Here is a 22,003-nt window from a genome sequence, read left to right as displayed (position 1 = left end):
CGCGAAGGCGGTGTATCAGTCAGCATTGATGTTGAATGACACACCGCTTCGCGAGCAGGCTCGCTCCCACAGTTTGATTAGGGGGTGTCCAATAACGAGATCAGGCGCGGTTCTATCGAAGTTTCCAGCACCTCAATCAACGCCAGCGTCACCGGCAGCTTGAAGCGCCGCCTTCCGGCGCTGCCAGGGTTGAGGAACAGACGCTCACCGCGCCATTCGATACGCGGCTTATGCGAATGACCGGTGATCACCAGTTTGATGTCAGCATCGAGCAACGCCGGAACATCGGCGATGTCATGCACCAGCAGCGTGCCCCATCCGTCCAGTTCGAAACGCAGCAGATCCTCGATATCTGCCGCCCAAGGTTCGCCCAAGTCATTGTTCCCGCGCACCACGTGCAGCGGAGCGATGAACGCCAGTTGATCGAGAATGTCGCGGCTGCCGATGTCACCCGCGTGGATGATCCGCTCACACCCCTGCAGCGCCGCAACCGCTTCGGCGCGGAGCAAACCATGGGTATCCGAAATCACCCCAACCTTCATACACCGCTCCAGATGACGCTTGAGACTCAGGCGATCAAGGATCTACTTGCGCCATCAGTTCGGCAACCGATTCCTGGCGTTTGGCGTAGCGCTGGGCCAGCACCGCACAGACCATCAACTGGATCTGATGGAACAACATCAACGGCAGGATCAACACGCCGATGGTGCTGCCAGCAAACAGCACTTGGGCCATCGGCACACCGGTGGCCAGGCTTTTCTTCGAACCGCAAAAAAGGATGGTGATGCGGTCTTCCACATTGAAACCGAAGGCTTTACCCAGCACCGTCGAGGCCACCAACACCAGCCCCAGCAACACGCAGCACGCCACCACCAGCCCGGCCAGTTCCCACAGCGGGATCTGCTGCCAGATGCCTTCGTTCACCGCTTCGCTGAACGCGCCGAACACCACCAGCAGAATCGAGCCCTGATCGACGAACTTCAGCCAACTCTTGTTGCGCCCAACCCATTCACCGATCCAGCGCCGCGCGATCTGCCCGGCAATGAACGGCAGCAGCAGTTGCACGCTGATCTTCACAATCGCATCAAGCGTCGAACCGCCATCGCCATGCACATTCAGCAACAGCGTCACCAGCAACGGCGTGATAAAGATCCCGAACAGGCTGGACGCCGCCGCACTGCAAATCGCCGCCGGAATATTCCCCCGCGCCAGGGACGTAAACGCAATGGCCGACTGCACCGTGGCCGGCAGTGCGCAGAGGTAGAGCATGCCCATGTACAGATTGTCACCGATCAGGGGTGACAGCACCGGTTTAAGCGCCAGGCCGAGCAGCGGAAACAGCACAAAGGTCAGGCTGAACACCAGCAAATGCAGGCGCCAGTGGCCGGCGCCGGCGATGATCGACTCGCGTGACAGTTTGGCGCCATGCAGGAAAAACAGCAGCGCGATGGCGATGTTGGTCAGCCAGCCAAAACCCACCGCGACCTGACCGCTGGCGGGCAAAAAGCTGGCAAGCAGCACGACGCCGATCAGGGTGAGGGTGAAGTTGTCGGGCAGGAAGCGAGGGCGCGTCATGGTGGGGCATCCGGGTTTTCCAGGAACGTGACGACGACTCTAACGCTTCTGCGGACTACCGACTAACGCTAGTAAGCCAGGAGATGTCGCCTAACGGACATGACCAGCGAGTCAATCATCGTTCTTGACGCTTGATGCCATTCAGTGGGAAAACAGGGCGGCCCGGATGGAAGCGTCGGCCATTCACGAATCAAGGAAGACTCATGAAAACCCTGTTGTGTTTACTGATCGCCACCGGCGTCGGCGCCGCCTTGCAATACGTCGGAATCCCCCATGGCCTGTTGCTCGGGTCGATCCTGGCGTCGGCATTGATCGCCAGTCGCCTGCACTTCTCCCCTACCCTGCGTTTCGGCCTCGGCTACGTGCAAATCGTACTGGGGATCGCGACCGGCCTGATGTTTACCGCGTGGGACAGCCACACCGTCGCGGCCATGCTCCCCAGCCTCGGTTTAATGCTGTTTTGCCTGATGGTGCAAAGCTCGGTGGCCGGTCTGGCGCTGCTGAAAATCGCCGGATGGAACCGCAAGGATTCGCTGCTGGCGGTCTACCCCGGCGCACTCGCGGCAATATTTGACTTGCTCGAATCCGAACGCGCGTCCAGCAAAGTGATTGTCGTGCATCTGGTGCGACTGCTCGCCATCACCCTCCTCGTCAGCTTCTGCATTCCCGGCCAGAGCAACGTTGCGGTGGCCGACAACAGCCTGCTGGACATGAGCATGGCGCTGCCCCTGCTGTCGCTGATCGCCTTGTGCCTGCTGCTCGGTCGTTTGTTGCTGAACGTCGGCGTGCCGGCACCGTTCATGCTCACCGCCATCGTGCTCACGGGCGTCTACCTCAAGTCCGGCTACTTGCAGGGCTTTCACATGCCGTCATGGAGTGTCGACTTCGCGACTGTGTTGCTCGGCGCGTTGATTGGCTCGAAATTCAAGGACATCTCTTTCGGCGAACTCCTGCATCACGGCCGTGCTGCCGTGATGTCGGTCGGCCTGATGCTGCTGATCGCCGCCGCATTTGCCGGCATCGCCGGGCAGTTTCTGGGCAGCAATCCGTTGTCGCTATGGCTGGCCTACATGCCGGGCGCCATCGAGACCATCGCACTCGTCGCCTTCAGTGGCGGGCTGAATGTTGTGTTCATCCTCACCCATCACCTGGTGCGCATGGTAGTGCTGCACTTTGCGCCGGCACTGGTCGTGCAAGCGCGGCGCTGGCGGGAGGATGTTTGAGGAAAGGATTAAGTCGGAGAGATGGTGGCCAGTGCGCCAATCAGAATGGTCAGCACCAGAAATCCACCGAGGAAAATTGCCATCTTGCCCATTTGAGGCCTCCTACATTTTGAGTTCGCGGTAGGCCGTCATTGTGAGCCTGCAACTGAGTGCATTACAGAGTCAGATAACCCGGAAAAATACGGATCAGATGCCTGAAACGAAAAAGCCCCGCCCCACTGATGTGGGACGGGGCTTTCTACAGCACGGACCGCCGTTTTACAGGTCAGTGATTTCCTTGTGACGTGGCACCAGCATTTTCATCACGCTCCATGCCACCAGATAGGCCAGCGAACAGATGGCGAACATGATCATGTAGCCGGTGTGAATGTCGTTGATCGATTTGTAGTAGTCGAACACGTAACCACCGATCTTGGTCATCACCACACCGCCCAAACCACCTGCCATGCCGCCGATACCGACCACCGAAGCGATGGTTTTTTGCGGGAACATGTCAGACACGGTGGTGAAGATGTTGCACGACCACGCCTGGTGCGCCGAGGCGCCCACACCAATCAGCAACACCGGCACCCAGAAACTGATGTAGCCGAACGGCTGCGCCAGCAGGACCACCAGCGGGAACAGCGCGATCACCAGCATGGCTTTCATACGGCCGTCATACGGCTTGTCGCCACGCGCCATGAAGTAGCTCGGGAACCAGCCGCCGCCGATACTGCCGATCATGGTCATGCTGTACAACACGGCCAGTGGTGCAACGATGGCCGCGCCCTTCATCTCGTATTGCGCCGACAGATAGGTTGGCAACCAGAACAGGAAGAACCACCACACGCCGTCCGTCATGAACTTGCCGAAGGCAAACGCCCAGGTCTGGCGGTAGGTCAGCAGTTTGAACCACGATACTTTTTTGGCAGCGACACCCGAGACTTCCGGGGTGACCACTTGCACAGGCTCATCGGCACGGATGTAGGCCAGTTCCTCGGCCGACAGACGTTTCTGTTGATCTGGCTTCTCGTAGAGCGCGATCCAGACCGCGACCCAGACGAAGCCCAACAGACCAATCACGATGAACGCTGCTTCCCAGCCCCAGATGCCGGCAATCAGCGGCACGCAGATCGGCGCAAGGATCGCACCGACGTTGGCGCCGGAGTTGAAAATGCCAGTAGCGAACGAGCGCTCTTTCTTAGGGAAGTATTCCGCAGTCGCCTTGATCGCGATCGGGAAGTTACCCGCTTCACCAATCGCCAGCACGGCACGCGACAGCATGAAACCGGCAATCGAAACCGGGATCACGGCGAGGCCGAGCGCACTGCTCAGGAAGCCGATGCCCTCACCCATAGGCACCGCAAAGGCGTGCATTACCGCACCGGTGGACCAGATGCCAATCGCAAACATGTACGCTTTCTTGGTTCCGATCTTGTCGACGAAGCGGCCGGCGAACAACATGGAAATCGCATACACAAACTGGAAAACCGAGGCGATGTTGGCGTAGTCGGTGTTACTCCAGCCAAATTGCGTCGACAGCTGCGGCGCCAACAGACTCAGTACCTGACGGTCGAGGTAGTTGACGGTGGTAGCGAAAAACAACAGTGCACAGATCGTCCAGCGGTATTTGCCGACCGTCTGGCCGACGCGTTGCGCATTGATGGGCTCGTTCAGATTCATGGCATCACTTTATTATTGGATTATGGTGATGATCTCTCGGTTTCAAGCGAGATCAATTGTGTCGTAGAGCATCGCCAAAACGCGAGAATTCCGCGCCAAGGCTGGTCGGGTTAGCCGTGTCTTGCGTTCAACAAAATGCTGTTGGACGAGTGCTAGTAGCGCTTTGACGGGACAATGGACTGCGACGACGCTGATCGCGCGGGCACGCGAGCAGACAACATCAAGCCAGAGGGAGCGACGCTGGGGGGAATGAGTACGCAAGATGGATTCATGATGGGGCCGACACTCTTTTTATTTTTAGGCTTCAACAGCCGATGTCTCGTCTGTCGTCGTACAACTGCGCCTTTTATATCGAGATAAGGGTTGGGGTGTCAATCGGAAAGTTGGCCGTTTGTCTGGGGATTTAGCGCGGATTGAGATTTGATATTCGTAGAGAAGCTGCTAGCTGTGGGAGCGCTAGCCGTGTGAATGGGCGGGTGGTGTCGACAGGATGTCTGGGAATTGAATCATCGCCGCGTTGTACGATGACGCGTTGCTCAGTGCTCCCAATGCGAACAGAGAATGACGCTGCAGAGGTTTGTTCGTTTAAAACCCGGATCCTTGAACGCCAGGAAATCATCGTTGAACGTACCGAATGTGCTGCCAGGACGATGTTTCATCCCCTGATAAAACTCGTCGATCATCTTATGAGCGAAATCGGTTCCACGGGGATAGCGGGCGATGACCGCCCCACGTTGTTCGTCTGTGAACTGCTCAAAGCCACGTCCAGCCACATCCATTCCCGCCCCTGCCTGCAACAGGGCAATTTCTGAATGCATGTGTTCCGGTATACCCGGCGTCGTATGAAGTGCGACGGCGTTCCAGACTTTCTCTATGTCCCCTTCGAAAATATGATGGCTGCGCAGGAAGTCGCGCGCGGCGTTCGCACTGTCCACTTCAAAGCGCAACTGGCTCTCTTGATAGACAGATGTCAGGCCAAGATCGTGGAACATCGCGGCGACGTACAGCAGCTCTGGGTCGAAGGTCAGGCCCTTTTGTTGACCGAGCAAAGCGCCCCAGAAATAGACGCGCGTGGAGTGGGAAAACAGCAACTCGCTTTCGGTGTCACGAATGAGTTGCGTCACTTCGTGGGCCATTTTGCTGTCCGGGATTTTTACGCTGAGAAGGTCGTTCGTTGCCACGGTTTTATCCACCTGTGTCTAGCGTCGGGATCACTGAAAGTAAAAAAATACACGCCGCTCGGGGTGGAACACAGTGCCAATATTGCGAATTTTGAGTTGGCCAATGAGCGCGTGAGGTTCCGCCCCCTCAAAGGGGACGGAGCCGTCACGACGCAGTACTCAACCGCGAATAAACGCCAACAAATCAGCATTGATCTGATCCGCGTTGGTCGCCGGCATTCCGTGAGGAAAGCCCGGGTACGTCTTGAGTGTGGGGTGCTTCAAGAGTTTGGCCGAAAGCGGCGCAGAGTCTGCAAACGGCACGATCTGATCGTCCTCGCCATGCATCACCAGCGTCGGCACCTCAATCGCCCTCAGATCCTCGGTGAAGTCAGTCTCGGAAAACGCCTTGATGCAGTCGTAATGAGCTTTTGCTCCGCCCATCATGCCCTGACGCCACCAGTTATCGATGACGCCCTGCGAGACCTTGGCCCCGGGTCGATTGAAACCGTAGAACGGTCCTGCCGGCACATCCACATAAAACTGCGTGCGGCTGGCGACCAATGCCGAGCGGAACCCGTCGAACACTTCCAGGGGTAACCCACCGGGGTTCTTTTCCGATTGGACCATGATGGGCGGAACCGCGCTGATCAGTACGGCCTTGGCAACGCGTCCCGGTTTGGCCCGCGCGGTGTAGCGTGCGACTTCACCACCCCCGGTCGAATGGCCGACATGGATCGCACCCTTGAGGTCGAGCGCATCGGTCAGCTCGATGACATCGGCGGCATAGGTGTCCATTTCATTGCCCTCCCACGTCTGGGTCGAGCGCCCGTGCCCGCGGCGGTCGTGCGCGATCACCCGATAGCCCTTGAGCAGGAAGAACATCATCTGGTTGTCCCAGTCATCCGCGCTCAATGGCCAACCGTGGTGAAACACGATGGGCGTCGCGTCTTTCGGCCCCCAATCCTTATAGAAAATCTGCGTGCCGTCTTTGGTCGTTATTGCGTTCATGGCGTGTTCCCCCTCGTGATCCGGATTGTGTGGGATTGCAGGGTGCTCATTAGTGCTTGAGTCAACTCGCAAAAGCTGGAAAGCGTTACCAACAAACGTGCAACAGGCTGCTGGCCTGCGGTCGTGAACAATGGGCCACGAACAGGCTTGGTCAGTGTAGAAGACGTTTAGGAAGCAACACTTTCAAACGATAGATGGAGCTTGCGGGGGGCAACGGCAGGATGTGGGGATTGCGAAGATCAAACGCGATGTGCGATGACAACCGTCGGTTTGAAGCAGGTCATGCATAAACTTTGCTTTCGCATTTCATTTAAGGATAACTGTGGCCCTGCCCTGCCTTGAGGTGAACCGAGATGTTTGACCTGGCCTCTATCGTGACCTACGTAGCCGTCGTGATCGGACTCTTCTTGATCCCGGGCCCCGCCGTGCTGCTGGTGATCACACGCACTGTTCAGGGTGGACGTAAAGTCGGGATTGCCACCGGGCTGGGCATTGCGTCGGGTGATCTGATCCACACACTGAGCGCTGCGCTGGGCCTGTCGGCCATATTGATGACGTCTGCGATCGCGTTTAACGTCGTGAAAATCGCAGGGGCCTGCTATTTGATCTACCTGGGCGCTCGCGCGTTTTTTGCCAAATCCAGCGCCACTGTGCGGATGCAACTGCCCGACGTGAGTTCGACCCAGGCCTATTTTCAAGCGGTCGGCGCCGAGGTACTGAACCCGAAAACTGCCCTATTTTTTCTGGCGTTCCTGCCTCAATTTATTCACCCGGAATCTGGCTCGTCCTTGAGTCAGTTTGCCGTGCTTGGCTTGATTTTTTCGGGGCTGAGCGCGATCTATACCAGCCTGATTTCCATCAGCATTCGTCCCTTGAGCCAGTTGATCAAAGGCCTCTCGAGGTTGCGTCGGTGGGAAGGGAAAATAATCGGAACGTTGTTTGTTGCGCTTGGGGTGAAGGTTGCTTTTCAGCAGCAGTGAGACGGGTTTGGCGAGTCAACCACTGAAATGCATAAAGCCCCGCCCCCTCAAAAGGGAACGGGGCTTTTTACTGAAACAACGAACAACCTGTGGCGAGGGGGCTTGCCCCCGTTGGACTGCGCAGCAGGCCCATTTTGTCGGCTCCGCTACGCTACCCAACGGCAAAGCACTACGATCCGACAAATTGCTCCACCACAAAACACCGGTTACACGCCCGGCTCAATCTTATCCAACATCCCGTTCGCCGTGATCTCCGCCACCATGATGCTGTTTGAAATACCCAGCAACGCGTAGCGCGCCTCCCCCTCCAGATGATCCACCAAGTGATGAACCATCACATCAAGCGAAGCCAACGTCTCGACCAAAAAAACCGCCAGGGTTTCGGCTGTGGCTTTCGGGTCCACGGAAAACAGCGTGCTGCGGGTTCGAGGTTTGGCTTTGATGTCGGCGTTCGACGGAAAGTGGAAGTCGAGGGCGCGTTCGGCCGCCTCGTTAAGCTTTTTTGACTCGGGTTCGTACGGGGACACTGGATCGGTGTCCGGTGGATTGGGTGTTACCTTGAACATGGTGAAACTCCTAGAGAAATGGAGCTGCCACGATTCGCTGCGAAACGAAAAATAAGGTGGCAACTGTACGCGGGTTCGCAGACCAGGACTCTAGGAACCCGGCAGACCCGAAGGTCTCCCACGCACAGCCGCCATGACATGAGAGACAGACCTGACGAAGCATCTGTTCATGGACGTAGACGTTGTGCGTCTAGAGTTTACCCAGGCTGCGAAACCCGATCACTGATGTGCAGTGACACGAATCAAGTTACCGAGTGACCCAAAAGCGCACAAGCCGGCGGATTCTGGCGTACCCGTAGGCAAAGGCACAAGGTTTTGTAGCTTTCAGGACGTAACGCTGGGGGTGTTTTAAACATGTGCCCGCAAGAGTTGTTGAATAGGCTGGCACGCACTTCCTACGGAGGGGTGGAAGCGGTAGAAATCTAATCTCTTGAATCAGACGGCAATCATCCATGATTGCTGAGGGGATCCGGGCCCCAAAGGACAAACGCAGGGAGCTTCGAATTGCCGTATCTGCTAACTCGTTAAGTAGCTGCAAAAATGGCCAAGTGCTACCATCTGCGATCTCTTTGGACTTATACAATCACAAGGATTTTTCGAATGACGTACCTCCGCTTACTTTTAGTTTTATCCCTGATTGCTCTTTGCAGTGGCTGTGCCTCGCCCGCTCAAATTTCCGGCATGTCAGTATCTGCCGATCAAGCGAAGGCAAGCACCTATGACTCTCAGCTGAGAAAAAATGTCCGGCTTTCCGAAGTGAATGGCGGAGATAAAACCAACCCGCTATGGACGTCGGAAATCGACAGCCCTGACTTCGGCGCGGCACTCAAGCAATCGCTTGCTAACGCTAATTTGCTTGGCGACGAATCAGCCTCCTATGCGCTACGTGCCAATTTGCTGCGCGTTGACCAGCCCATATTCGGACTGGATTTTGAGGTTACCAGCGAAGTGGAATACACGTTAATAGAGTCAACTACCAACAAGGTTATTTTGCGTGAAATTATCCGAACGCCTTTTACTGCGGGTTTCGGCGATTCCGTTATAGGCATCAAGCGTCTACGATTGGCGAATGAGGGATCCGCTCGAGTAAACATCATCGCTATGCTTAAGCGTCTCAGTGATCTCAAAATCGAAGCCAAACAAGTTTCGTTAAAGAACTAGGTATTTCCTGACACTACTCTTCTGTCCAGACCTGAGGCTACGAGGATTGTTACACCGAAGTAGCCAGGGTTTAGCACCTTTGATCCCAGTCGAACGTCAATCACTGAACAGACCAAGCCGATCACCCATCAAGCAAGATGACCCGGCAGGTTCTCGAAGCAGTGGCGAAGTTTGATCAGTTGGGAGCATGCCCCATGCTGCCTGCGATCACCGCCAGTAATTGCATCCTTGGCAGTCAATCGTTCTGAGGACTATGTTCGAATGACACATACCAAGGAACAGCGGCATCGGTATGAATGTGCTTTTGCTGGTGAGGAATGAAGGCGGTGTCGAGAGTCCCCAATGCGATCGAAATCCAGTCGGCAAATTGGCCTTGGCTACGTGACCAAAATAGGTTCGAACCACACTTCGCACAGAATTCGCGCACTACTGTCTCCGAAGATGCGTAGGCTGCGATGCTGTCAGCTCCTTCAAGTACCCGTAGCGCGTTACGCAGAACACTGCCGTACGACGCAAATGCAGCTCCGTGGCCTTTGCGACACTGACCGCAATGACAATGACTCACTCCTTTTGGTGAAGTGAGCAGCTCATATCTGACTGTCGAGCACAGGCAACTTCCTCGATATGTGTATTCCATGTTATCGCCCATAGCCGTGGATATGCGCGAGTCTACCATCTCAATTTAGTGACTCGATTGTCCGCTTTGGCTAAACGCCGCCCGTCAAATAATCTGAATCCACCCCTCGTACAAAACCACCCCCCACAAAAAAGCCCACTGACCGTCACCGGTTCAGTGGGCTTTTAACAAGGCCTTCTACTTACAAAGCCATATCACTAGCAGCATTAGCCTTAGGAGCCTTCGGCGCGTCACCAGGAGCAACAACCGGAGCCCCCACCTGCGGAATCACCGGCGGCGGAGTCAGCTCCAACACCTTGGCAGTGTAAGCCCACTCCTGCGCAACCTTCTCAGGACTGCCGTTCAACTGAGTGCCATAGCTCGGCACGATCTGGTGCAGCTTCTCCTGCCACGCTGGCGAAGCAACCTTATCCTTGAACACCTTCTGCAGCACGGTCAGCATGATCGGCGCAGCGGTCGATGCACCCGGCGATGCGCCCAGCAGACCAGCAATCGAGCCGTCAGCCGACGAAACAATCTCAGTACCCAACTTCAGCACGCCACCCGCCGCTTCATCACGCTTGATGATTTGCACGCGCTGGCCGGCTTGCCACAGGCGCCAGTCTTCGGCTTTGGCGTTCGGGAAGTATTCTTTCAGGGCGTTCATGCGGTCTTCGTCAGACAGCATCAGTTGGCCTGCAAGGTACTCAACCAGTGGGTATTCCTTGATGCCGACTTTGGTCATTGGCCACACGTTGTGTGTAGTCGTAGTGGTCAGCAGGTCCAGGTACGAACCTTCTTTCAGGAACTTGGTGCTGAAGGTCGCGAATGGGCCAAACAGGATGACGCGCTTGCCGTCCAGGACACGGGTGTCCAGGTGCGGAACCGACATCGGCGGTGCGCCGACGGAGGCTTTGCCGTAAGCCTTGGCCAGGTGTTGTTCGGCGATGGTCGGGTTTTCGGTCACGAGGAACGAGCCGCCAACCGGGAAGCCTGCGTATTCCTGGGCTTCAGGAATGCCGGACTTCTGCAGCAGGTGCAGTGCACCGCCGCCAGCGCCGATGAACACGAACTTGGCGTCGGTTTCGGATTTAGTGCCGTCTTTCAGGTTTTTGTAGCTGACGCGCCAGGTGCCGTCTTCGTTCTTGGTGATGTCTTGCACTTCGCTAGACAGCTTCAAGTCGAACTTTGGCGTGGTTTGCAGGTGCGCCACGAACTGGCGGGTGATCTCGCCGAAGTTCACGTCGGTGCCGATCGGGGTCCAGGTGGCCGCGACTTTCTGGTTCGGGTCGCGCCCTTCCATCATCAGCGGAACCCACTTCTTGATCACAGCCGGGTCTTCGGAGTACTGCATGCCGGCGAACAGCGGGCTCGCTTGCAGGGCTTCGTAGCGCTTCTTCAGGAATTTGATGTTGTCATCGCCCCACACAAAGCTCATGTGCGGAGTGGAGTTGATGAACGAACGCGGGTTTTTCAACACGCCTTGCTGAACTTGCCAGGACCAGAACTGACGGGAGATCTGGAACGCTTCGTTGATTTCAACGGCTTTCGGGATCTGTACGTTGCCTTTGTCGTCTTCCGGTGTGTAGTTCAACTCGGCCAGGGCGGAGTGACCGGTACCGGCGTTGTTCCAGCCGTTGGAGCTTTCCAGGGCGACGCCGTCGAGACGCTCGATCATTTCCATCGAGGTGCCGGGTTCCAGCTCATTGAGCCACACACCCAGGGTTGCGCTCATGATGCCGCCGCCAATCAGCAGCACATCGACTTTCTTTGCCTCTTCCGCGTGAGCGGACGTGATCCCCATCGACAAAGCCAGCCCCAGCAGGGCCGTGTTCATTTTTTTAAACATCTGTAGCACCTATGATAAAACGCCATCCGCCCTTCCATCTTCATGTCAAAAACCCCTGGTTCACGGCATACAGGCAGGATGTCGTGGGTGTTCATGCATGCTGATTGGAGGGTGGGCACACAAGGCCGATGTGTCTCCATCGACCTCAGTTATATGTCCCTACTGAACTGACTTTTTATCATTATTGGCTTCAGCTACTTGAGCGACATTGATCCTGTCGGCACGTCTCCAAGACGGACCAACTGAACAGGTCAAACCAAGTTGGCGCGCAGAATATCACGGTCGGGCGACCGTGCGCTCCCGAAAGGACTTGTGAGTCTAGTCCAGACGAGGCTCGTTCGCCGCGTTCTGGCCCAAACGATTCAGCACAAACACCTTGGCGTTGCGGGTCATCTGGTCCAGATGCCGGTCGCGTTGCTTCTCGGCATCGATCATTGCGCGCTTGCCGTGCTTCTGCAGCAAGTAGTGATGGATCTGCCGAACTTCCAGCGAACTGTAGATCGACGCCACATCCAGCAGCCCCATCAAGCCTTCGCTGCTGTGGTCGCGAGTGTTCATCAGCACTTGCGTAGCGCGCACGCCCAGCACCTGAAAGCCCATCGATTCAAACCACGGCACCTTGGCCACGGCGCAGGTCAATTCGGCGTGCGGGTAACGGCTGATCATGTCTTGCAGCATGGCGCGCGCGACACCTTGGCGACGATGGCCGGCGTCGACCGCCATGTAGGCGACACCGCAGGCTTGCGGATCGTCTTTGATTGGCAGGTACAGCAAAAAGCCGATGACCTTCTCCGGGTCTTCTTCGTCGGTGGCGACGATCAACTCGACCGCAATCCCCTTCGACCCGTCGAGCGCTTCCAGGTACAGGTGCACTTCGAAGCCGACCGTGTATTGGTAGACGTTGTACAGCGGGTTACTCGGACCGATGCCGACCATGCTGATGTCGGTCAGGTTATCGACGACCAGTTGCAGGATCTGGCTGTTGATGTGCTCCGGGCACGGGGCTGCGAAGTGGGTGAGTTGCGGCATTGAAATTCTGACTCCGGGAAAAGACTTACTGGGCATCGGCCGGGCTATTGTCACAGATTGAGCGCCACGCGGCTTGCGCCAGCAGATCGCGGTAGGCCTTGGGACTGCCCTTCACCCTTCCCGATAACCACGCGCGGCAGTAACTGTCGGCCTGGCCGATGATCAGTGACAGCAACAGTTCGCCAGGCACCGCGCGCAATTCATCGCGCCGGCCGGGCTCTGCCAGCCATGCGCCGAGTGTGTGATTACGGGTTTTGTTGCGGGTTGCGAGCTCGTCCTTGAACGGGCCTTTGGTGATGGCGAACCGTGCGTGGTACTGGAAGCGCGCCCATTCCGGTTGGCTGTCGACCCAGTCGACGTAGCTGTACACCAGCGCGTGCACGCCTTCCTCGGTTGTCTTCGCTTCGGCCAGATAGCAGTCACGCAGCTGCGCCTGATCGTCCAGCGCGGTGAAAAACAGCGCCGCCACCAAGCCTTCCTTGTTACCAAAGTGGTGATAGATCGCGCCGACGCTGGTGTCGCATTCGGCGCGGATCATCTCGATGGTCGTGGCTTCGACTCCCAGCTCGTTGAACAGAGCCAGGGCCTTTCTGAAGATATCGCGCTTGAGTTCGGCTCTTCTGCCGGGGTAGCAGCGTTCGAGTAAATCTGAGGTTTCCATGCGGGACACTGGCCAAGAAAATCCATGACAAGGCAGAGCACTGCCCATGAGTAAGCCGCGCTAGGTTGACAGATTTCATTGCGACAGAATACTGTTCCGTAACAGAACATTATTCTGTTACGGAACATCGTTCTGCCAAATCAACCATCAGTGAGGCTTCAACATGAGTCAGTTTCTCAGCATGTTTAACAGCGCAGGTCCGCAAGCGTTCAGCAAAATGGCCTGTCAGGTGGCGCCCTACTTCAGCACGATCAACCCGCTGATCTCGGAATTGCGTCCGGGTTATGCCGCGGTCCAGGTGCCGTTCACGCGGGAGATCACCAACCACTTGGGCAGCGTGCATGCGATTGCGATGTGCAACGCCGCCGAACTGGCCGCCGGGACGATGACTGACGTGTCCATTCCTGCCGGTGCGCGCTGGATTCCGAAAGGCATGACCGTGGAGTATCTGGCCAAGGCCAAAAGCGACGTGACGGCGGTGGCTAGCGGAGAGGCGGTGGACTGGCAGACGGAAGGCGACAAGATCGTGCCGGTGGAGATTCATGACGCCGAAGGCAAGAAGGTGTTCACGGCGCGGATCACCATGAATGTGAAACTGGCCTGAGCCGCACTTTCCCTGTAGCAGCCGCACGCAGGTTGCTACAGGGGGTGTCGCGTACGAACAACCTCATTCCCCCCCGATACCGAGGATTACCCCCCGGTTCGGTGCCCTTTCCCCACTGTTCAAATACCCTTACACATCTCTCAACCCAATGATTTAACAAAGCTTTTCAGGCCACTACGGTAATGGCGCGACTTTTGCGTTAGCCGAAGGGCACGTGCCCTCACACCGGCATGCCCCACGAGAACCATCATGAAAAGCTCAATCCCTGCGAACAAATCGCCCGGCGTTTCCCTGGCGCAGGGCATCACTACGGTGGTGCTCATGACGGCCAGCCTGGCCACACTGAATGCCGCCCCGATTGACGATGTCAGTCAACCGCCGCCGACCGATCCCTCGGCCTATTACAACCCACCGGCGGATCCAGTCGTGGCGCTCGAAGCATTGAAGACAATGCCCGAGGCGAATCAGGGTTCACTGGCCTTGCCCAACGGTGTGTACGGCGACAAGGAAACGCCCCGCGCCGATAACGTGCTGCCGCCCGCTGCGCAAACGTCGTTCAACTTCCCCACCAACGGCAAACCAAGTCCCTTGTTTGGGGCCGAGCCGTTTACTCAGCAACTGCTGCTGTTCGAAGAGTTCGGTACGGAAAAACTCGACCCGACGCTGCCGCAGCCGCCGCTGAGTTTCCCCGTGCCCACCACCGGCCCGGCGCCGCAGCAGGACCCGAACCTCGTCGCTCGCAGTGGCCCGTCAAGTGCCGCGCTGGATGCGTTCATGCGTCAACCGGGCTTGTTTCCGTTCCCGTCGCAGTTTTCCAATGTGCTGGATCGCAACCCCTGGCAGGCGCAGATCGAATCGTTCCTCAACCGCCATCCAGTCGGTTCACCCGCTGAAGGTCGGCCACCGGGAAAAGGCTGGTCGCATCAGCGCTGGAACGAGTTCTACCCGCAGGCGGATTTCAAGACCGTGCAAGCCGGCGCGCGGACCAACCTGGGCCTGCGTGACCGCAAGCAATTGCACAACTACGCCAAGGGTGAATTTGCCCCCGGCGGGCTCTACTACCAAACCTCGGACATCCCGGCCACCGCCGGTACCACCAAGGGCATCGACGTGCGTTTCCACTCGAAAATGCCAATCCAGAATCACAATGCGCTGTGGACTTTCGACGGCACCGTGCCGCCCAAATTGCTCATGGTGCGCTACGGCCAACCTCTGGTGATGCGTCACTACAACGCCCTGCCGATCGACCCGGCGGCCAACATGGGCTTCGGCCTGCACACCATCAGCACCCACGAACACAACGGGCACTCCCCGGCCGAAAGCGACGGCTATGCCAACGCGTTTTTCTTTCCGGGTCAGTACTACGACTATCGCTGGCCCGTGCAATTGGCCGGCTACGACACCATCAACACCACCGCGCAGGATCCGCGCGCCGCCTTCCCTTGCGCGCCCGGTGAAACCCTCTACGTCAACGACGCCAGTCCCGGCCTGAAAACCTGCGACAACGGCACCATCAAGATTCGTGGCGACTGGCGCGAAACCATGAGCACCCACTGGTTCCACGACCACATGCTCGATTTCACCGCGCAGAACGTCTACAAGGGCAACGCGGTGATGATGAATTACTACAGCGCGCTGGATCGCGGGAACGAGGCGATCGAGGACGGTGTCAACTTGCGCTTCCCCAGCGGTTCGGCCATGCCGTGGGGCAACCGTGATTACGATGTGAACCTGGTGGTCGCCGACAAGGCCTGGGACGCGAACGGCCAGTTGTGGTTCAACCCGTTCAACACCGACGGCTTTCTCGGCGACCAGATTCTGGTCAACTGGCAGTACCAACCGGTGCTGAAAGTGCGGGCGCGCAGCTATCGCTTCCGCATCCTCAATGGCTCGGTGTCGCGCTACTTCAAAATGGCGCTGGTCCGCCAGGTCAGCGGCAATGGTGGCGAGTTTCCGGGGCCGGCGGGTTCCGGGGTGTCCTATAACCGCGTGCCGTTCCACTTGATCGGCAACGACGGCAACATCATGGCCCACAGCATTCCGTTCGACGGCACCATGGACCTCGATGGCGACGGTAACTTCCAGGATCACAACGCCATCCTGCCGACCCAGGGCATCGCCGAACGCTACGACATCATCGTCAACTTCGCGAAAAACGGGATTAGCGTTGGCGACAAGCTGTTCTTCATCAATCTGATGGCACACCAGACCGGCAAGGGCCCGGAGAAAGACGAACTGTCCCTGGCCGATGTGCTGTCGGAAAAATACAAAGCCGTGATCAAGCAAGGCAGCAAAGGTCCGGAATGGGACAAGGGCGACCCGGCCGTGGGCAAATTCCTCGAGTTGCTGGTACAGCCCTACTCTGGCCAGGACCTGAGCATGGACCCGGTCGCCTATGAACCGGCCAAGCCTGGCAAGGCCGCCGGCAAGGTCATGATCCCGCTGACCATCGACCGCGATAACCCGACCGACCAGGCCAAACTCACCGCCGCACGGCACCGCGAGTTTGTTTTTGGGCGTTCCGACGGTACCGACGCCGCACCGTGGACGGTCAAGACCGATGGCGGTTTCGGCTACAACATGGACCCACGCCGGCTCAGCGCCGCACCGCAATTGGCCAATGGCCCGACCGATGGCGGGTACTCCGGCGACGGCACCCTCGAAGTATGGAAAATCAAAAATGGCGGCAACGGCTGGAACCATCCGGTGCACGTGCATTTCGAGGAAGGCGTGATCCTCAGTCGCGACGGCAAGGCGCCGCCGGATTGGGAAAAATGGGCGCGCAAGGACGTCTATCGCATTGGCGAAGGCATCGACAGTTCCGTGGATGTGGAAATGGCTATCCACTTCCGCGAATTCGCCGGGACTTACATGGAGCACTGCCACAACACCCAGCACGAGGACAACTCAATGCTCTTGCGTTGGGATATCGAGCATCCGGGTCAGTTCCAGTTGATGCCAACACCGCTGCCGGGTTGGGACGGTGTGACCTACGTGGCCTCCGTGGCGCTGCCAACCTTCCGCACCGGCGGTAACGGTGATGACGACGACAATGAAGGCGAGAACAAAAAACCCTTGGCCAACCCGGACGTCGCGACCAGCAGCAATGGTCAGCCGCTGACCATCAACGTGTTGGCCAACGACACCGACCCGGACGGCAATGTGCCGCTCAAAGTGGTGGGCCTGAGCCAGCCGGATTCCGGTAAGGGCACGGTCAGCACCGATGGTGTGCGCGTGATCTACACGCCTCCGGCGATTGTCCCTGCGCCATTCACTGCGACGTTCACCTATCAGGCCAGCGACGCCAAGGACGCGGTCTCTGCCCCGGCGACGGTGTCCGTGGCCGTCAGCGGCGCCGCGGCAGTCAACGAGGACCTGGTGGTGACCAGCGCTTCCGTCACCGGTCGCAGCAACAGTCGCTACACCTGGGACATTGCCGGGACTACTTCGAAGGCGGCGGGCAACACGGTGACAGTGACCGCGACCACCACCGCCGGGCCGCTTAACCTGGGGGCCGCCACGCTCACGCCGATTGGCACCGGTGCGCGGTGGCGGGTGTCGGTGACGACGACCGGTAGCGGGCCGACACCGAGCCCGACCATCACGGTCACCTCAGCGTTCGGCAAGTCGGTCACGGCACCGATAGCCGCGCACTAAAGCGTTATCGATGGCGCCCGGTCTGCTCATTGCGGACCGGGTGCCTGTCGGAATGTTGCGCTGAATGTAAGGCCGCCTTCGCGAGCAGGCTCGCTCCCACACTGGATCTGTGTCAGACACAAAATTTGTGTTCACCGAAGATCAAATGTGGGAGCGAGCCTGCTCGCGAATGGCGCCCCCGGTCCCCGAGACTTCCCTTCCCAATTCCCCCGCCCGCCTCTACTCTGCCTTAACCCTCTCCCAGCACCGAGCTCACCTCAAATGATGGACAGCCTCAGCGGCATCACGGCCTTCATTCATGTGGCCGAAACCCGCAGCTTTACCGAAGCCGGTCGCCTGTTGGAGATCTCCTCTTCCGCCGTCGGCAAGAGCGTGGCGCGCATGGAAGAACGCCTGGGTGTGCGGCTGTTTCATCGCAGCACCCGCAGTGTCACCCTGACCACCGAAGGCGAACTGTTTCTGGACCGTTGCAAGCGCATCCTCAGTGAAGTGGAAGCGGCAGAAATGGAACTGCTGGAATTGTCCGCCACCCCGCGCGGCAAGGTGCGCATCAGCGTGCCGATCCAGAACGTGTTGATCATGCCGGTGCTGGCCGGGTTCATGCGTGCCTACCCGGACATCGAGCTAGACGTGGACATGTCCGACCGCATGGTGGACGTGATCGAGGAAGGCTTCGACGCGGTGATCCGCACGGGCGCGCCGCAGGATTCGCGGCTGATGGCGCGCAAGCTGGGGGGGTATCAATTGCAGTTGGTGGCGTCGCCGGCGTATCTGGAGCGTCATGGTGATCCGACACACCCGGACGATTTGATCCGCCACGTGTGCCTGCTGCACAAGTTTCCGGCCACCGGGATGATCGAGCGTTGGCCGCTGCGCGTCGACGATACGCACATCGAGCCGAACCTGACGCGGGCGTTGACCTGCACCACGATGGACCCGCTGACGTACCTGGCGATCGATGGAGTGGGGATTGCCTGCCTGCCGGATTTTTCAATCCGTCAGCCATTGGCCGACGGCAGGCTGAAGGTGGTGCTGGAGGACTACACCGACCACACCGGCAACCTGTGGATGCTCTGGCCTGCGTCGAAGCAGACGGCACCGAGGTTGCGAGTGTTGATCGATTTTTTCAAAGACAACATTCTCAAGGTCTAGCGTTGCAGGGCCTCGGCAATTGGGGCCTTGCTGATGCCGAAACTGAGCATCACCGCCAAGCCGAGCACACCAATCGCCGCGCCCAGCCACAACGCCGAAGACACGCCGGCGTGATCAACCATCAAGCCGCCAAACAGCGAACCCGAAGCAATCGCCACCTGAAACGTGGTCACCAACATGGCGGAACTGGCTTCCGGCAATTGCGGCGACGTCAGCTGCATCCAACTGCTCACGCCCAGCGGAATCGCGCCGTAGGCAACACCCCACACCAGCACCGCCAACGTCACGCCCCAACCCTGTAATCCGGGCAAGGCCAGTTGCGCAATCACCATCAGCAACACCACGGCGCCGAGCGACGCACGCAGGTGCGTGGTGATGCTCCCGGCCATGGCGAAGTTCGCCAACATGCCGACCAGGCCAAAGCCCAACAGAATCGCGGTGATCGCACTCGGCGAGAAACCCGCGTCATGCCCAAGGAACGGCGCAATGTAGGTGTACGCCGTGAAGTGCGCCGCCACCACTGTGCCGAGCAACAACATGCTGCGGCGGGCATTGCTGCGCGACAGAAATGCCACGAGGGCGCGCCACTTCAAGCCTTCACTGGATGGCAATGACGGCAAGGTCAACGCTTGCGCAATCAGCGCCAGCAACGCGAGCCCTGCTGTCACGGCAAACGACATCCGCCACGAAAACAGCGTGCTGACAAACGTCCCGAACGGCACTCCGAATACGGTTGCCAGGGTGATCCCGGCGAAGATCAAAGCAGTGGCCTTCGCTGCCTTCGACTGGCTGACCAACCGCCCCGCCGCCGCAATGGCCACAGCCCAAAAGCCCCCTAAAGCAACACCGAGAAGCCCGCGCCCCAACAACATGACCGGCAATGACGGCGCCAACGCCGAGACGACGTTGGAAGCCACCAGCAACAGGGTTAGCAGCAGCAACAAATGTCGCCGGTTCATTCGCCCCGCGCCAAGCATGATCGCCGGCGCCGACACCGCCGCCACCATGCCCGGCACGGTGACCATCAATCCAGCCACCCCATCGGTGATGCTCAGGCTATTGGCAATTTGCGGCAGGACGCCGACCGGCAGGTATTCGGTGGTGACAAAGGCAAAAGCGCCCAGCGCCACCGCGTACACCGACAGCCAGTCGCGCCAGGAGGACGGCTGCGCTGGCGCGAGCGCAGCGGTGGCCGGTGATGCAGACAGATCGTTCATGGCAAAGCTCCACAGTAATGAGTGGCGCCATGCTAGGTATCCGAGCCCTGCGGAAAAATGGTGCGCGGCTCCGATCACTGCGGATCAATCGTTCCGCAATCGAACCGACGCGTAGCCATTAGCGCCTTTCCTGTCCGCAGTGTTCGGCCCTTTGGCCGGTTTTTCTGCGGGGCCGCGCTCCCTAGACTTCACCTCGTCAGCCAAACCCTACGAGGACATTCCCATGACAACTGCACACTCCCCTATTCGCGTCGGCATCATCGGCGTTGGCAACTGGGCTCGCCACGGCCATCTGCGCGTGCTGAACCTGCTGCCGCAATATCACCTGCAAGCGGTGTACAGCGAACGCCGTGAACGCGCCGAAGCCGCGGCCAGCGAGTACGCCATCAGCCAGGTCGCCGACTCGGTCGACGCGTTGGTCAACAACCCTGAAGTCGACCTGGTCGTGGTGCTCAACACCGCCCCGCAACACGAAAAAACCGTGCGCGCCGCCATCGCCGCCGGCAAAGACGTCTACTGCGAATGGCCGCTGACCACCACCACCGCAGACTCCGAACAACTGCTGCACCTGGCCAAGGACGCCGGCGTGCGCCACATCGTCGGCCTGCAACGCCGCCACGCGCCGCATAACCGCTACCTGCAAGACCTGCTGCAACAAGGCTATGTCGGCAAGGTGCGCTCCGTGCGGATGCACGTCAGCATGAATTACTTCCAGGCCCTGCGCCCCAACGCCCTGCGCTGGACCGCCCCCGAGGAAAACTTCTCCAGCGTCATCGCCATCTACGCCGGACACTTCCTCGACATGCTCTTCACCGCCACCGGCTGGCCAGTAAGCGTCTCGGGGTTGATGGTCAACCAGTTCCCGAAAGTGACCATCAAGGAAACCGGCGAAGTGCTGGACAGCACCGCCCCCGACCAACTCGTCCTCAGCGGCATGCTCGAAGACGGCGGCGTCATTTCGATCCACATCGAAGGCGGCAAACGCAACGGCTCGGGCGTACAGATCGACATCACCGGCGACCAGGGCGACCTGAAAATCAGCAACCGCTCGGCATTCGGCGACGTGGGCGATGACTACGTGATCGAGGGTGCTCACGGCGACAATCTGCCGATGCAATCACTGCCGCTGCCTGCCAGCTATCAGCGCCTGCCCGAATCGACATTGCCTTCGGCGGTGCTGGAACTGGCAGAGCTGTATTACGTGTATGCGCAGGACGTGGTTGACGACAGCCATGGCGCGGCGACGTTTGACGATGCGGTGCGCTTGCATCGGTTGCTGGACGCGGCCCGGGACGGGCGCCGGACAGCCCTGAAATAATACGTGCCTAAAGTTGTCACGCCGCTCGCCGACTCCTTCTGTGAATTAATCAACGAAGGACCGTGAGATGTATTACCCCCGCGAAGCTGAAAAAGATCACCTGTTCAACCGGGTGATCCTGCTCACCGTGGCCTGCTGTGTGGTGCTGATCCTGGCCGGCATGGCCCGGCATGAAGGCATCCGCTATGCCGCCATCCAGTTGGGCCCTGTCGAGACTGTCGGCACAGTGACGCAACTCGACGACATCCGGATGAACCGCGACGGCAAAGTGATCCATTACCGCTACACCGATCTCGACGGCCAGGTGCACGACAACCAATACGTCGACGAACGTTATGCTACAAAAACCGCCTATGAAACCGGCGGCAGCATTCCCCTGATCTACTCCCGCTGGCTGCCGGCGCAAAGCAGCATCGCGCGCGAGCTGAACGGCAACCGCCCGGGGTTTTACATCATGATGGGGGGCGTATTGCTGACGTTGTTGTTCCTGGGGATATCGGCCAGGACGCTGGGCCGGATTTATGCGATGAAAGAGGAAGACCGGTTTTATTAACCCGTCCCC

At 58.7% G+C, this 22,003-nt stretch carries 19 protein-coding genes; 8 read left to right on the top strand and 11 right to left on the bottom strand.

Features of this window, described 5'->3' with window-relative positions; genetic code table 11:
* Positions 1-77 precede the first annotated feature (77 nt).
* Together AC07N8_RS17655 and AC07N8_RS17650 are read right to left on the bottom strand one after the other, a co-directional pair.
* A complete protein-coding gene (locus AC07N8_RS17655; protein ID WP_493145103.1) occupies positions 78-542 on the bottom strand; it encodes a metallophosphoesterase family protein in 465 nt (154 codons plus the stop codon).
* A gap of 34 nt (positions 543-576) precedes the next feature.
* A complete protein-coding gene (locus AC07N8_RS17650) occupies positions 577-1,575 on the bottom strand; it encodes a bile acid:sodium symporter family protein (protein ID WP_483843589.1) in 999 nt (332 codons plus the stop codon).
* A 203-nt stretch (positions 1,576-1,778) separates the two neighbouring features.
* On the opposite strand from AC07N8_RS17650, the gene AC07N8_RS17645 reads away from it, so the two are divergent.
* Positions 1,779-2,798 carry an AbrB family transcriptional regulator gene (locus AC07N8_RS17645; protein WP_493145100.1) on the top strand — a complete coding sequence of 340 codons (1,020 nt, stop codon included), beginning with the start codon at positions 1,779-1,781 and terminating at the stop codon, positions 2,796-2,798.
* A 258-nt stretch (positions 2,799-3,056) separates the two neighbouring features.
* On the opposite strand, the gene AC07N8_RS17640 is transcribed toward AC07N8_RS17645, so the two are convergent.
* From AC07N8_RS17640 to AC07N8_RS17630, 3 genes are all read right to left on the bottom strand, one after another.
* Positions 3,057-4,460 carry an MFS transporter gene (locus tag AC07N8_RS17640; protein ID WP_493145097.1) on the bottom strand — a complete coding sequence of 468 codons (1,404 nt, stop codon included), beginning with the start codon at positions 4,458-4,460 and terminating at the stop codon, positions 3,057-3,059.
* 536 nt (positions 4,461-4,996) lie between these two features.
* Entirely contained in the window at positions 4,997-5,641 is a 645-nt protein-coding gene (locus AC07N8_RS17635; RefSeq protein ID WP_493145095.1) for an HD domain-containing protein, read from the bottom strand.
* Positions 5,642-5,800: 159 nt separating this feature from the next.
* Positions 5,801-6,631, bottom strand: coding sequence for an alpha/beta fold hydrolase (locus AC07N8_RS17630; RefSeq protein WP_493145093.1), 831 nt, complete (start codon positions 6,629-6,631; stop codon positions 5,801-5,803).
* Positions 6,632-6,984: 353 nt separating this feature from the next.
* Here AC07N8_RS17630 and AC07N8_RS17625 point away from each other — a divergent pair, with 353 nt between their 5' ends.
* Positions 6,985-7,611 (top strand): LysE family translocator, encoded by a 627-nt coding sequence (locus AC07N8_RS17625; protein ID WP_493145091.1) that lies wholly within the window; start codon positions 6,985-6,987, stop codon positions 7,609-7,611.
* A 206-nt stretch (positions 7,612-7,817) separates the two neighbouring features.
* On the opposite strand, the gene AC07N8_RS17620 is transcribed toward AC07N8_RS17625, so the two are convergent.
* Positions 7,818-8,177 (bottom strand): DUF6124 family protein, encoded by a 360-nt coding sequence (locus tag AC07N8_RS17620; RefSeq protein ID WP_493145089.1) that lies wholly within the window; start codon positions 8,175-8,177, stop codon positions 7,818-7,820.
* 600 nt (positions 8,178-8,777) lie between these two features.
* Here AC07N8_RS17620 and AC07N8_RS17615 point away from each other — a divergent pair.
* Complete coding sequence (locus AC07N8_RS17615; RefSeq protein ID WP_493145087.1) at positions 8,778-9,338, top strand: hypothetical protein; 561 nt, start codon at positions 8,778-8,780, stop codon at positions 9,336-9,338.
* Between the two features lie 235 nt (positions 9,339-9,573).
* Here AC07N8_RS17615 and AC07N8_RS17610 read toward each other — a convergent pair whose 3' ends face one another.
* From AC07N8_RS17610 to AC07N8_RS17595, 4 genes are all read right to left on the bottom strand, one after another.
* Positions 9,574-9,975, bottom strand: coding sequence for a GFA family protein (locus AC07N8_RS17610; RefSeq protein ID WP_493145085.1), 402 nt, complete (start codon positions 9,973-9,975; stop codon positions 9,574-9,576).
* A gap of 181 nt (positions 9,976-10,156) precedes the next feature.
* On the bottom strand, positions 10,157-11,803 hold the full coding sequence (mqo, locus tag AC07N8_RS17605) for a malate dehydrogenase (quinone) (RefSeq protein WP_493145083.1): 1,647 nt from the start codon (positions 11,801-11,803) through the stop codon (positions 10,157-10,159).
* 318 nt (positions 11,804-12,121) lie between these two features.
* The gene (locus AC07N8_RS17600) at positions 12,122-12,832 is read right to left on the bottom strand and encodes a GNAT family N-acetyltransferase (RefSeq protein WP_493145081.1); all 711 of its coding nucleotides are present in this window, start codon (positions 12,830-12,832) and stop codon (positions 12,122-12,124) included.
* Between the two features lie 25 nt (positions 12,833-12,857).
* Positions 12,858-13,493 carry a TetR/AcrR family transcriptional regulator gene (locus AC07N8_RS17595; RefSeq protein WP_493145079.1) on the bottom strand — a complete coding sequence of 212 codons (636 nt, stop codon included), beginning with the start codon at positions 13,491-13,493 and terminating at the stop codon, positions 12,858-12,860.
* A gap of 163 nt (positions 13,494-13,656) precedes the next feature.
* Here AC07N8_RS17595 and AC07N8_RS17590 point away from each other — a divergent pair, with 163 nt between their 5' ends.
* From AC07N8_RS17590 to AC07N8_RS17580, 3 genes are all read left to right on the top strand, one after another.
* A complete protein-coding gene (locus AC07N8_RS17590) occupies positions 13,657-14,097 on the top strand; it encodes a hotdog fold domain-containing protein (RefSeq protein ID WP_493145077.1) in 441 nt (146 codons plus the stop codon).
* Between the two features lie 249 nt (positions 14,098-14,346).
* Positions 14,347-17,754, top strand: a complete 3,408-nt coding sequence (locus AC07N8_RS17585; protein WP_493145075.1) for an Ig-like domain-containing protein — start codon at positions 14,347-14,349, stop codon at positions 17,752-17,754.
* 264 nt (positions 17,755-18,018) lie between these two features.
* The gene (locus AC07N8_RS17580) at positions 18,019-18,906 is read left to right on the top strand and encodes a LysR family transcriptional regulator (RefSeq protein WP_483844145.1); all 888 of its coding nucleotides are present in this window, start codon (positions 18,019-18,021) and stop codon (positions 18,904-18,906) included.
* On the opposite strand, the gene AC07N8_RS17575 is transcribed toward AC07N8_RS17580, so the two are convergent.
* Positions 18,903-20,123, bottom strand: a complete 1,221-nt coding sequence (locus tag AC07N8_RS17575) for an MFS transporter (RefSeq protein WP_493145073.1) — start codon at positions 20,121-20,123, stop codon at positions 18,903-18,905. The two genes, AC07N8_RS17580 and AC07N8_RS17575, sit on opposite strands and share 4 nt — an antisense overlap.
* Positions 20,124-20,346: 223 nt before the next feature.
* Between AC07N8_RS17575 and AC07N8_RS17570 the strand changes: the two genes are divergently transcribed.
* Together AC07N8_RS17570 and AC07N8_RS17565 are read left to right on the top strand one after the other, a co-directional pair.
* Complete coding sequence (locus AC07N8_RS17570; protein WP_493145071.1) at positions 20,347-21,441, top strand: Gfo/Idh/MocA family protein; 1,095 nt, start codon at positions 20,347-20,349, stop codon at positions 21,439-21,441.
* 67 nt (positions 21,442-21,508) lie between these two features.
* Positions 21,509-21,994, top strand: a complete 486-nt coding sequence (locus AC07N8_RS17565) for a hypothetical protein (protein WP_493145067.1) — start codon at positions 21,509-21,511, stop codon at positions 21,992-21,994.
* Positions 21,995-22,003 lie beyond the last annotated feature (9 nt).

The sequence above is a fragment of the Pseudomonas sp. GW821-FHT10C09 genome, from assembly GCF_059415465.1.
This window is presented reverse-complemented; position numbering and strand designations above follow the sequence as displayed.